Source organism: Pseudomonas sp. MPB23 (genome assembly GCF_046605395.1).
Classification (GTDB): Bacteria; Pseudomonadota; Gammaproteobacteria; order Pseudomonadales; family Pseudomonadaceae; genus Aquipseudomonas.
This window is the reverse complement of the sequence record NZ_CP176771.1, coordinates 5,460,844-5,472,782: the sequence shown is the minus strand read 5'-3', so window position 1 is coordinate 5,472,782 and position 11,939 is coordinate 5,460,844. Positions and strand designations below refer to the sequence as shown.

The following is an 11,939-nucleotide window of genomic DNA, read 5'->3' as shown; positions in this document are numbered from 1 at the left end:
GAATGTATCAGGTTTGAAATAATTGGCCGAAATGTTCGCCGGATAGCGCTTGGTCAGTATTTACCGATCATCGGACCCCGTAACAGTGTCGCTTGCGCTACAATCCGCGCCGATTTCGACTTGCCTGAGAGCCCATTCCAATGTCCGTCTGCCAGACTCCTATCATCGTCGCCCTGGATTACCCTACCCGTGACGCCGCACTGAAGCTGGCTGACCAGTTGGACCCCAAGCTTTGCAGGGTCAAGGTCGGCAAGGAACTGTTCACCAGTTGCGCCGCGGATATCGTCGGTACGCTGCGTGACAAAGGCTTCGAGGTGTTCCTCGACCTGAAATTCCACGATATCCCCAACACCACCGCCATGGCGGTCAAGGCCGCCGCCGAAATGGGCGTGTGGATGGTCAACGTGCACTGCTCCGGCGGCCTGCGCATGATGACGGCCTGCCGCGAAGTGCTGGAACAGCGCAGCGGCCCCAAGCCTCTGCTGATCGGTGTGACCGTGCTGACCAGCATGGAGCGCGAAGACCTGGCCGCTATCGGCCTGGACATCGAGCCCCAGGAACAGGTGTTGCGCCTGGCTGCTCTGGCGCAGAAAGCCGGTCTCGATGGTCTGGTGTGCTCGGCGCTGGAAGCCCACGCCCTGAAAACCGCCCACCCATTGCTGCAACTGGTGACGCCGGGTATTCGCCCGGCCGGCAGCGCCCAGGATGACCAGCGCCGCATCCTGACCCCGCGCCAGGCACTGGACGCGGGCTCGGACTACCTGGTGATCGGCCGCCCGATCAGCCAGGCGGCGGACCCGGCCAAGGCGTTGGCAGCGGTGGTCGCTGAGATCGCCTGAAACCTGAAGCGCACACGGCAAAAATTGTGGGAGGGGGCGAGCAAGCCCCCACACTTGACTGTATTCACAGATAGAAATGTGTAAACCCAATCACCTGTGGAGGGGGCTTGCTCCCACATTCATAGCTGCGCCGTGTCAGCTGACCTTGAGCACCAACTTCCCAAAGTTCTCGCCGTTGAACAGCTTCATCAACGTTTCCGGGAACGTCTCCAGCCCCTCCACGATATCTTCCTTGCTCTTGAGCTTGCCCTGCGCCATCCAACCGGCCATTTCCTGCCCGGCGGCGGCGAAGTGGGCGGCGTGGTCCATCACTACAAAGCCCTCCATGCGCGCGCGATTGACCAGCAGCGACAAATAATTCGCCGGGCCTTTCACGGCTTCCTTGTTGTTGTACTGGCTGATGGCCCCGCAAATCACCACCCGAGCCTTCATCGCCAGTCGGCTGAGGACCGCGTCGAGGATATCGCCGCCGACGTTGTCGAAGTACACATCCACGCCTTTGGGGCACTCGCGCTTGAGGGCTGCGGGCAGGTCTTCGTTTTTGTAGTCGATGGCGGCGTCGAAGCCCAGCTCATCCACCAGGAACTTGCACTTGTCGGCGCCACCAGCAATGCCGACCACGCGGCAACCTTTTAGCTTGGCAATCTGCCCGGCAATGCTGCCCACGGCGCCGGCTGCGCCGGAGATCACCACGGTGTCGCCGGCCTTCGGTGCACCGGTTTCCAGCAGGGCAAAATAGGCGGTCATGCCGGTCATGCCCAGCGCCGACAGGTAGCGGGGCAGGGGCGCCAGTTTCGGGTCGACCTTATAGAAGCCGCGCGGCTCGCCCAGGAAATAATCCTGCACACCCAAGGCGCCGTTTACATAGTCGCCGACGGCAAAGTTCGGGTTGTTCGAAGCAATCACTTTTCCTACACCTAGCGCACGCATCACTTCGCCGATGCCCACAGGCGGAATGTAGGACTTGCCTTCGTTCATCCAGCCACGCATGGCCGGGTCGAGGGACAGGTACTCATTACGCACCAGTACCTGCCCGTCCTGGGGCGTGCCCACCGGTACTTCCTGGTAGGTGAAGGTTTCCCGGGTGGCCGCGCCGACCGGGCGCTTGGCGAGCAGGAATTGGCGATTGGTCTGGGCGGTCATGGCAGGGACTCTTCTGGAAATGAACCTGAAGTGATAGACCTTGAACGATTCGAGAGCAAGTCTCTCCGGCGGTACGAATGCTTGTCGATAGGTGTTGCTGATAGTGATCCCGGCAGCCTTATCACTGCGATTCATGCAGCTTCAACCGGCCTTTTGATAGTGCTGACGTGTGTGCCAGCCCGTTGACTAGACTCGACCCACGGTTATTTTTCCCACAGGACATCCCCCATGAGCATGACGTTTTCCGGCCAGGTCGCCCTGGTCACCGGTGCCGCTGCCGGTATTGGCCGCGCGACTGCGCTGGCGTTCGCCGCCGAAGGTTTGAAGGTGGTCGTCGCCGACCTGGATGTGGCCGGCGGTGAGGGTACGGTTGCATTGATCCGGCAGGCCGGCGGCGAAGCGCTGTTTGTGCGCTGCAATGTCACCCTGGAAGCGGATGTGCAGCAATTGATGGCGCGCACCATCGACGCCTATGGCCGCCTGGACTATGCGTTCAACAACGCCGGGATCGAGATCGAGAAGGGCAAGCTGGCTGACGGCACCCTGGACGAGTTCGATGCCATCATGGGCGTCAACGTCAAGGGCGTGTGGCTGTGCATGAAGCACCAGTTGCCGCTGCTGCTGGCCCAGGGCGGCGGGGCCATCGTCAATACCGCATCGGTGGCGGGGTTGGGCGCGGCGCCGAAGATGAGCATTTACGCGGCCTCCAAGCATGCGGTGATCGGCCTGACCAAGTCGGCGGCGATTGAGTACGCGAAGAAGAAAATCCGCGTCAACGCCGTGTGCCCTGCGGTGATCGACACCGATATGTTCCGGCGTGCCTACGAAGCCGATCCACGCAAAGCCGAGTTCGCTGCCGCCATGCACCCGGTCGGACGCATTGGCAAGGTCGAGGAAATCGCCAGCGCGGTGCTGTACCTGTGCAGCGACGGAGCGGCGTTCACCACCGGCCAGGCGTTGGCGGTGGACGGTGGGGCAACCGCAATCTAGGACCTTGCACCGCAGGCTATTTGAAAAGTTCTGGGGGGGCTGTGAGGCTTTTCCAGCGCTGGCAAAATGCCGTGGCCGAATGTGTATCAGTAGGTAAATAAGTCAATAAAATCAATACTTTAATAATTGTTTATGGCCGGTCGACACAGGCTTCTGTGCTTAACTCTTTGGGTTGATAACAGACAGTGAAGTGAGTGGCTCATGGATTTAGGGATCGATCGACAAGCCCTTGTACCGGTGGTGCAGCAAATCGTCAGCGCCGTGGCAGAGTGGATTCGCAAGAACGGCGTGAGCCCCGGTACACGCCTGCCGTCCATTCGGCAGTTGGCCCTCGATAACCTGCTCAGCCAGTCCAGCGTGATCGAGGCATTCGAGCGGATGGTCGCTCAGGGTTTGCTGGCTTCCAGGCAGGGTTCGGGCTTTGTAGTGGCCCAGCCGCCTACGCTGCATGAAGGTCATTGGTATGAAGGTGCAGAGCGGGAGTGGGGCGCCTTTGCCGATAATCCATTGGGTGAGCTGAAACTGGGATGCGGCTGGTTGCCGGATGCCTGGCGCGAAAGCGACGACATCAGTTATGCGATTCGCGAAGTCACCCGCACCGACACCGCCGGCCTGTTCAACTACAGCACGCCACTGGGGTTGCCGGCGTTGCGCGAGCAACTGCTCAAGCACCTGACCCGGGTGCATATCGCCACCAGCCTTGATCGTATCCTGACGACTGCCGGCGCCAGCCATGCCCAGGACCTGCTCATCCGTACGTTGCTCAAGCCCGGTGACAGCGTTGTGGTCGAAACCCCGGGCTATGGCAACCTCTATCGCCAACTGGCGTTTCATGGGGTCCGGTTGCTGGAAGTCCCGCGCACCCGTGGTGGCCCGGACATTCCGGCGCTGGAAGCGCTGTTGCAGCGCCATCGACCCAAGTGCGTGTTCATCCACAGCCTGTATCACAATCCCACGGGCAGCAGTCTGTGCCGTGCAGTGGCCGAGCGTTTGCTGGAGTTGGCGGCCAGCCACGACTTCCTGATCATTGAAGAGGACGTCTACGGCGACCTGCAACACGCCAGTTGCACGCGCCTTGCGGCGCTGCCTCACGATGACCGGGTGATTTACGTGGCCAGTTTTTCCAAGACCCTGAGCAGTGCGCTGAGGGTCGGCTACCTCAGCGCCGGCACGACGCTCATCGAGCAATTGGCCAACCTCAAGACCTTGACCGGCTTCGGCACCTCGCGATTTGCCGAGGCCGTGGTGGCGACGCTGCTGGCCAATGGCACGTATCGCAAGTGGGTGCAGCGCCTGCGCAAGCGGCTGAGCACGGAAATGGCCGCCACCTTGCAGGTGCTGGAGGACGAGGAGTGGGAGGTATTCGCCGTGCCTGCCGGGGGCATGTTCGTGTGGGCGCGGCCATGGAGAAGCGACCACTCCCGGTTGCAAGCATGCGCCCGGCGGCTCGGCGTGTTGTTGTCGCCGGGGGCGCTGTTCAGTCCGACCGGCGAGCCCAGTGAGTGGCTGCGGATCAATGTGGCTTATGCGGCGGACCAGCGGGCCGTGGCGCTGTTCCGGGCCATGGGCCCCGCCAGATCGACATCGACCATTCTGAAAACGACGAGCGTGTAGCTTTTTGCCATTATTCCGGCGCCAACGTCTTGTGTTCAGTGCCCTGTGATTGCCAATCTCGCTTCTTGTAACCGGGCTTGATGGCATCTGCCATTGCAAGAGGACTCAACTGCAATGATTTCAGGCGCACAACGACGTTTCGCCAACCTTGGGATGGCAAAAAAACTGGGCTTGGGCTTCACTCTGGTGCTGCTGCTGACGGCGCTGGTGGCCGCTATTGGTGTGTGGTCCCTGCAAACCGTTGGGCAGCGTTTCGAAGGCCTCAAGGCCATGTCGTCGCTCAACAGCGGCTTATTGAACGTGCGCCTGATCGAGCAGGACTATGCGTTGCATGCCGACCCAAAGTCGGTCGACGCCTTGCACGAAAGTGTCGACGCCCTGATGGCCCAGGCCAATACGCTCAAGGCGCAGTCGGTCGCCAACGGGCTGGTGATGACTGAGGTCGAACAGGCCCTGGCCGCTTATCGCAAGGCTTTCGACGAGTTTGTCGAGTTGACCCAGACCAAGGACTTGGCCCTGGAAATGGCCAGTTGGTCCGTGTCCAGCGTGGCCAATAACCTTGATGTCTTGCAGGCCGGTCTGGCCGACGACGGGGCTTATGGCCTCAAGGAAAGCCAGGGCAAGGAGGGTGCCGAGTTCATCGAGCAGGCCGGGCAGGTCAGCCAGGTCTCGCGCTTGATGTTGCAGGCAATGAACGAGGCCCATGTGCGCCTCGATCAGAGCCGCAAGGGGGATGAAGACGCCGCCGGGCAAGGCAAGATCGAACAGGCCGACCAGGCCTTGGCCCAGGTTGAGCAACTGAAAACCTCGGTCAAGGACTCTGGCTACCAGACGGTGCTCAACGAAGTCTCAGGGCATATCGCCGCTTTCAGCGAAAAACTGGGCGAATACACCGGTCTGCTGGCGCAGGAAAAAGTGGTCTATAAGCAGTTGCATGATCGCGCTGCCCAAGTAGTCAGCCAGGTCAACCAGGCCTATGCCGCCGAAGACCTGTCGATGCAGACGCAGTTGAAGAAAAGCGCGCTGTTGATCATCGGCTCGTCAGCCCTGGCCTTGCTGGTGGGTTTGATTGCCGCCTGGGTGATTACCCGGCTGATCGTTGCGCCGTTGCGCAGGGTGATCGCTGTGGCCGAGCAGATCGCCGCCGGCGATTTGAGCGGACGCATGGATGTCAGCCGCCGCGATGAAATCGGCCAGTTGATGCAGGCGATGCAACAGATGGGCAATGGCTTGAGCCATATGGTCAGCGGCCTGCAGGCCGGTATCGAGCAACTGGCCAGTTCGGCGCATACGTTGTCCAGCGTCACCGAGCAGACCAATGTCGAGGTCAGCAGCCAGAAGGAAGAAACCGAACAGGTCGCCACGGCGATGAACCAGATGACTGCCACGGTGCATGACGTGGCGCGCAACGCCGAAGAGGCGGCGCAAGCTGCGCAGACGGCGGATGACAAGGTCGACAGCGGTCAACGAGTGGTGCGTCAGAGCTTGCAACGCATTGAGTTGCTGGCCACTTCCAGCACCAGCGCCAGCGCGAGTATCGAGAGCCTGAGTGCGGAAATCCAGAACATCGGCACCGTGTTGAGCGTGATCAAAAGCGTGGCCGAACAGACCAATCTGCTGGCGCTCAACGCGGCCATCGAAGCCGCCCGCGCCGGCGAGCAGGGGCGGGGCTTTGCGGTGGTGGCAGACGAGGTGCGGGCATTGGCCAAGCGCACCCAGCAATCGACCGAGGAAATCGAACGGCTTGTCAGCACCTTGCGCGGCGCCGCGCAGTCATCGGTGCAGCAGATCCGGCAAAGCGGCGAGTTGGTGAAGCTGGCGGTCAGCGATGCCCTGGAAACTGAAAGCGCCTTGGGCAGCATCGCGGTGGCCGTGTCGTTGATCCAGCAGATGAACCAGCAGATTGCTGCAGCCGCCGAGGAGCAGAGCTCGGTGGCCGAAGAGATCAACCGCAGTGTCACCAGTATTCGCGCGAGCGCCGATCAGTCGGCGTTGAGCATGCAGGGCAATGCAACCTCGAGCATCCAGTTGGCACAGTTGGGGACCGAGCTCAAAGGGATGGTGGGGCACTTCCGGCTGTGATCGCCGTCTGGTGACGGCGATCCATTTGCAGGGTGGTCAGTTGTGACTGGCCAGGAATGTCAGCAGCGCGCCATTGACGAACTCCGGGTTTTCCCGGCTGCAGATATGCCCCGCGTCTGGAATCAGCACCAGCGGGCAGCCAATCAGTTCCGCCATTTCTTTGGCCTCGGCGGGTGGTCGAGGCTGATCCTCTTCACCGCACATCACCAACGTTGTCCCGGCGTTCAGGTGTGGGAGTTGATTCAGGATATCGCTTCGGCCGAAGGTGTGACGACCCAGTGGCACGATGCTGTCGCGCAGGCGCTCTGTGGAGAAACGAGTCAGCGAGTGACGGAAATTTTTGTACAAGGCTGATTCACGATCGATTCCAGGACGGAAGAAGATCGGTGCGACGATGTCCAGCAAGTTTTCCGGGAAGTAGCCCATGTCCTCGATCGTCTTCAGCAGCGAGAAGTAGTATTCGCGAGTAGCGTCAGGCTCGGCGCCCAGGTAGGTGTCCATCAGCACCAGGCTGTTGATGCGTCCCGGTACCTTTAGCGCCAGGCGTGCCCCCCACATACCGCCTACCGACAGACCTACCAGATTGATCTTGTCGATTGCCAGATGGTTCAGCAGAAGCAATGCCTGGCGTGCCAGATCATCCAGGGACGCGTTTTGCTCGGGCATCTGGCCGGATTCGCCGTGGCCCCATAATTCGGGGACGATCACTCGGTAATATTTGGACAGGGCGCTGATCTGCGGTTCCCACATGTCCCGGTCCCAGAGGTAGCTCTGGCCCAGGAGAACAACCGGGCCGGTGCCCTGGTCGACGTAGTGCAGCGGTTGACCATCAATGATGGCGACAGGCATGGAGGGCCTCGGGCTTCAGGAAGTCAGGAGCCCTCTTTTACCTCGGTCTTGAGTGTGGGGATAGGTGCAAAGTGATGGCATATGGCGAACTAGGTTCGCCATATAGGGGGAAGGGGTAGATCAATCGTAGATGACTTTCTTTTTCCACTCGGCATCGGCGTCGACCGCCTTCATGCCTTCGGTCAATTCGTTGACCTCGTCTTCGGTTTGCTTGCTGTTGGTCAGCACGGTGGAGTTGGCGCGGGCCAGTTGACCTTCCAGCAATTGCAGTTGCGCACTATAGAGTACGGGCTCCGGCTGCTTGCGCAGGTACTGTACGCCACGCTCGAAGGCGAGTCGCGCCTGGCCCGGTTGGCCCTGCTGCAGGGCATGCTGGCCGAGGTTGTTGAAAAACTCGATGTGCAGCAACACCAGGATATGGCGAATTTCCTTGATCCAGTGCTTGGCCTCGTTGGTCGACAGGAAGCCGTCCTGGGCGGCGCGGGTGACCTGGCCGTGCAAGGCTTCCAGCAGGAAGCGTACGTCCTTGGCCTTGGCTTCGGTCTGGATCGGGGCGGGCGGGTTGGCCACCGGGATCGATTCACCCTGGGCTACCAATGCATTGAGCTCGACGATGCGGGCCTTGAGGGGCGCACTGGTTCGATTGAGGTTCAGCAGGCGCTGGTTGACGTTGAGCTCCAGACGGGTCAACAGCAGCTTGAGCGCCGGGGTCATCAACTGGCCTGGGAATGTCTCGGTGATTTCACCGCAACGGCGCAGGCGATCATTAAGCTCGATCTCGGTGCGCTTCTTTTCCAGCTTGTTGTTTTCCACCACGTGGTTCATATAGCCAATGGCGATCAGTATTACGATCCCGGCTATTACCAGCAGGGTGATCATGAGTGGTGTCACCGGTGCGACCTCTTTATAGGGTTTGCTGTGGAGTGTAGTGACTGAGTCATCCGGCGGATAGGACTGATCGACCAGTTGCCCAGGTAGTTTCTTCTATATAGGTAAGCGTCCCGTGGATGGATGCACATTGCCATCATTTGCTGAGGTGGACTATAACGTCTTGTCGGACGCCAGAATATAGGCGCCAAAGCCCGGACGGGCAGAATCCCCGCACAGGCCGTTAAACCGGGGCGAAGTCATTGATTTAAATAAATTTATCCTTAGGGGTTGACGACCTTTCAATCCATCCATAGAATGCGCGCCACTTACAGCGTAAAGCACACAGCGAAACGCGGTAGGGAGTGAATGTTGTACGTGTGTCCCCTTCGTCTAGTGGCCTAGGACACCGCCCTTTCACGGCGGTAACAGGGGTTCGAGTCCCCTAGGGGACGCCAATGCGGGAATAGCTCAGTTGGTAGAGCACGACCTTGCCAAGGTCGGGGTCGCGAGTTCGAGTCTCGTTTCCCGCTCCAATTTTTAAGCAGTGTTGCTCTCGGGCGGCATTGAGTGAAACCAGGACCAAGTCTTCGGATGAGGCCTCTGGGCACTGAAATACACACCATGTGTTTCAGTAGCGTGTCCCCTTCGTCTAGTGGCCTAGGACACCGCCCTTTCACGGCGGTAACAGGGGTTCGAGTCCCCTAGGGGACGCCATTTGCGGGAATAGCTCAGTTGGTAGAGCACGACCTTGCCAAGGTCGGGGTCGCGAGTTCGAGTCTCGTTTCCCGCTCCAAATATAGATCTACAGACTTCCACTGGCATCTGTAGGTCGTTGAAAAGAGGAGCTTCGGCTCCTTTTTTCATTCCAGCAAACGTCACGGACTTCCACCGACCGCCAGCGTTTTTGAGGCCAAAGAATGCGGGTGGTGCCGGTTCCGGGTTGTTGCTGGGGTTGGATCAGGATGACCAGCAGCATCGAGCCTAAGTCTCATGACTTAGGAGTTTGATGATGGCACTCACTGATCTGACCGAGCGGCAAGCCAAGGCCGCCGAGAAAACCTACAGCATCCCTGACACCGACGACGGCCTCGGTCTGGTGGTCGCCCCACCGGCGGCAAATCGTGGCATCTGCGCTACTACTGGCTCGGCAAGCAAAAGCGAATCTCCCTGGGCAACTACCCCGAGGTCGTACTGCGCGAAGCACGCACCTTGCGTGATGAAGCCAGGGCGCTCGTGGCGAAGGGCATCATCCTCATACTGGCCGCAAACAGAAGCGACGCGCTGTCAAGCTTGCCTCGGACTACACGTTCAAGCCCGTTTTCGATGTCTGGGTCGAGCAACGCGCGAAGGAACTCAAGGAAGGTAGAAACAGCACGTTGTCGCAGATCCTGCGAATCTTCGGAAAGGCCGTGCTGCCCAACTCTGGCGACCTGCAGCGCTCTGCGCTCGAACCGCTCAGCAGCCTGCTGCTAGGTCGCAGCAGGTGCGTCACGATCTCGTAGGGTCCGTCGGACAACGGTCGCATGCTGATCCCCCCAATGCATTCGCTCGCTGAACGCGTGATTGTGCGGACACCCCTATGCCATAGCCGGCCGCCGCCCATATCGCCATCATCTCGACGGATGTCACGCGCCGAATGCACTACTCGTCTGCCGGCATGAAGGAGGACAGCCGCTCATCCAGCAGAGGACAAGCCTCTGCCGGCCGGCGGAACAGGGGATAGTCCAGCAGTTCGGCGATCGTGAGTGTTGCTTGGCTGAGCGATGGGAACCGCAACGGCACGGCAACGGCCATGTTCTAGATCCACAGGCGCTGGCTCTTCAGGATCGGATCGCTCAATCCCTGAAGTAATAGCCCTGCGTCGTAGATATCTTCACGAAGTCCCGCAATCAGGGCATCACTCGTGAGTTCAAAAAACGCGATAGTGACTTCCGGATCTTCCGCGCACTGCAGCGCAAGCAGCGCCGAGAGATGTGAGGATTGCACGCCTTGCGCGATAGCGAGCCGGAGATTGGAAGCATGACTGGTGGCGTCGTGCATGAGAGCCCCCAAGATGCGATCGGATCAGAAAAAGGCGAGCCTGGTTCAGCCTTTGAAATGTTCTTGATGCTGCGCAACCTAGGGGCGCCTTGGACAGAGCAGCGTTGACGCAGATCGGTGCCCTGCGCGAACGCTTTCACTTTGAGCCGGGTAGACGAGTCTATCAGTTTGTTTTCCCGTCGATTCAGGAGCGTATGTGCACCGGAATGGCAGACAGCCACGCGTTGATATTCAACCAGCTATTCGGCCTGACAACAGGTACTTGAGGGCCTAATCCGCGCTATGCGCCGAGAACCCTACCTGATGGCTTACAGCGATACGTTTTACCTTTCCTGTGTCGTCCTGATACTGTTCGGCATCACGACGTTGGCCTAGCGACAGCCAGCAAAAAGCTGAACACATTCAAGCAGCACTGGCCGCTCAGCGCCGCTTGCCAAACACCGATTTGGGCGGCCTGCCGAAGAACCGCGTAAACGCTGCACTGAAGTTATTTGGGAATTTATACCCTACCTGGTAAGCCGCTTGCGCCACCTGACAGCCGCTTTCGAGCAGGGTGTAGGCCTTGCTCATACGGATTTCGTGCAGCATGCGATGCGGGGTGGAATTGAAGCGGTAGTGCAGGCCTTCTTTGAGCTTGAACTCATTGAGCCCTACTGCGGCGCACAGGTAGGTGACGGTCAGCGGCTGGTCCATCTGTTCGATCATGATGTCCCGTGCGCGGTCGAGCTTTTCGATGTCGTTGGCACTGAACTGCAGGCTCTCCGGACGGGTGTCGGCGCTCAGCAGATTGAGCTGTTCGGACAGAAGGCTCAGGGTGTGAATGTGCATTTCCAGCCTGCCGATCACGCCTTGATTGAGGTAATGGGTCAGGGCGCTTGCATGGCTGGCGCTGGCCGCCGTGGTCTTCTGGAAGGCCAGCTGTCGAACATTGCCGTTGCCCAGCAACTGGCGGGTGCGCTGTTCGCCGATGTATTTGTTCAGCATGCTCTCGCCGATCAGCAGGCGCAGTTGCGACACCGTTGCGCCGGCTTCATAGCAGCGTTCGCCGAGGCTTAGTTGGAAGGAGGTGATCGTGGTGAAGCCCGCCTTGAACGAAACTGCTGCGCCATCCGCGCCCTTATAGCCTGAATCACCCTGCATGCCGAAGGTAATCACCAGCATGTGGCGGTTGTGCGGGTTCACGGTTTCTTCAATCAGGTTGCGCGTGGGGCGATAGCGCGAGCGCACCACCATCAGGTCGTCATCGAAACTCAAGCGTTCCGAATAGCATTCGCCTAGTTCTTCCGGCAATTGCTGGCGCATCCAACCGCAGGCTTGAGTGCTGACCAGCCGCGAGTGAGTTGACGCTACTCGATACGACTGGGAAATCCTTTTTAAAACCGACACTTTTAACGCCCTCCCTAGAGTTTGCTCCGATATGCATACGGATTGATCCGAAATACATATTCATGCACATGATAAGTATTCGCATTAATGAATAGCATGTTTCCCCAGCAACTGCCATCGCCAAGA

The 11,939-nt window shown here is 59.5% G+C and carries 8 protein-coding genes, 4 tRNA genes and 3 pseudogenes; 10 read left to right on the top strand and 5 right to left on the bottom strand.

Going from position 1 to position 11,939, the window contains the following annotated elements:
* The first annotated feature begins 140 nt into the window (after positions 1 to 140).
* Complete coding sequence (gene pyrF / locus ACLH0J_RS24695) at positions 141 to 839, top strand: orotidine-5'-phosphate decarboxylase (protein ID WP_411389453.1); 699 nt, start codon at positions 141 to 143, stop codon at positions 837 to 839.
* Positions 840 to 974: 135 nt separating this feature from the next.
* On the opposite strand, the gene ACLH0J_RS24690 is transcribed toward pyrF, so the two are convergent.
* A complete protein-coding gene (locus tag ACLH0J_RS24690; protein WP_411389452.1) occupies positions 975 to 1,982 on the bottom strand; it encodes an NADP-dependent oxidoreductase in 1,008 nt (335 codons plus the stop codon).
* A gap of 228 nt (positions 1,983 to 2,210) precedes the next feature.
* Here ACLH0J_RS24690 and ACLH0J_RS24685 point away from each other — a divergent pair, with 228 nt between their 5' ends.
* From ACLH0J_RS24685 to ACLH0J_RS24670, 4 genes and pseudogenes are all read left to right on the top strand, one after another.
* Positions 2,211 to 2,972 carry an SDR family oxidoreductase gene (locus tag ACLH0J_RS24685; RefSeq protein ID WP_411389451.1) on the top strand — a complete coding sequence of 254 codons (762 nt, stop codon included), beginning with the start codon at positions 2,211 to 2,213 and terminating at the stop codon, positions 2,970 to 2,972.
* A 201-nt stretch (positions 2,973 to 3,173) separates the two neighbouring features.
* Positions 3,174 to 4,586, top strand: coding sequence for a PLP-dependent aminotransferase family protein (locus tag ACLH0J_RS24680; RefSeq protein WP_411389450.1), 1,413 nt, complete (start codon positions 3,174 to 3,176; stop codon positions 4,584 to 4,586).
* A 114-nt stretch (positions 4,587 to 4,700) separates the two neighbouring features.
* Positions 4,701 to 5,807: pseudogene (locus tag ACLH0J_RS24675) on the top strand (HAMP domain-containing protein); the annotation flags it as partial.
* Complete coding sequence (locus ACLH0J_RS24670; RefSeq protein WP_411392887.1) at positions 5,787 to 6,668, top strand: methyl-accepting chemotaxis protein; 882 nt, start codon at positions 5,787 to 5,789, stop codon at positions 6,666 to 6,668. The pseudogene ACLH0J_RS24675 and the gene ACLH0J_RS24670, both read left to right, overlap by 21 nt.
* Before the next feature lie 36 nt (positions 6,669 to 6,704).
* Here ACLH0J_RS24670 and ACLH0J_RS24665 read toward each other — a convergent pair whose 3' ends face one another.
* Positions 6,705 to 7,517 carry an alpha/beta fold hydrolase gene (locus tag ACLH0J_RS24665; RefSeq protein ID WP_411389449.1) on the bottom strand — a complete coding sequence of 271 codons (813 nt, stop codon included), beginning with the start codon at positions 7,515 to 7,517 and terminating at the stop codon, positions 6,705 to 6,707.
* A 120-nt stretch (positions 7,518 to 7,637) separates the two neighbouring features.
* Complete coding sequence (locus ACLH0J_RS24660) at positions 7,638 to 8,408, bottom strand: hypothetical protein (protein ID WP_411389448.1); 771 nt, start codon at positions 8,406 to 8,408, stop codon at positions 7,638 to 7,640.
* Between the two features lie 358 nt (positions 8,409 to 8,766).
* Between ACLH0J_RS24660 and ACLH0J_RS24655 the strand changes: the two genes are divergently transcribed.
* The 5 genes and pseudogenes from ACLH0J_RS24655 to ACLH0J_RS24635 all read left to right on the top strand — a co-directional run.
* Positions 8,767 to 8,842: transfer RNA gene (locus ACLH0J_RS24655), tRNA-Glu, on the top strand.
* A 2-nt stretch (positions 8,843 to 8,844) separates the two neighbouring features.
* Positions 8,845 to 8,920 (top strand) — tRNA-Gly (locus tag ACLH0J_RS24650).
* A gap of 105 nt (positions 8,921 to 9,025) precedes the next feature.
* Positions 9,026 to 9,101 (top strand) — tRNA-Glu (locus ACLH0J_RS24645).
* A gap of 3 nt (positions 9,102 to 9,104) precedes the next feature.
* Positions 9,105 to 9,180 (top strand) — tRNA-Gly (locus ACLH0J_RS24640).
* Positions 9,181 to 9,396: 216 nt separating this feature from the next.
* Positions 9,397 to 9,808, top strand: a pseudogene (locus ACLH0J_RS24635) (tyrosine-type recombinase/integrase); the annotation flags it as partial.
* Here ACLH0J_RS24635 and ACLH0J_RS24630 read toward each other — a convergent pair.
* A pseudogene (locus ACLH0J_RS24630) lies at positions 9,809 to 10,427 on the bottom strand (substrate-binding domain-containing protein); the annotation flags it as partial.
* A gap of 420 nt (positions 10,428 to 10,847) precedes the next feature.
* A complete protein-coding gene (locus ACLH0J_RS24625) occupies positions 10,848 to 11,813 on the bottom strand; it encodes a helix-turn-helix domain-containing protein (protein WP_411389447.1) in 966 nt (321 codons plus the stop codon).
* Positions 11,814 to 11,939 lie beyond the last annotated feature (126 nt).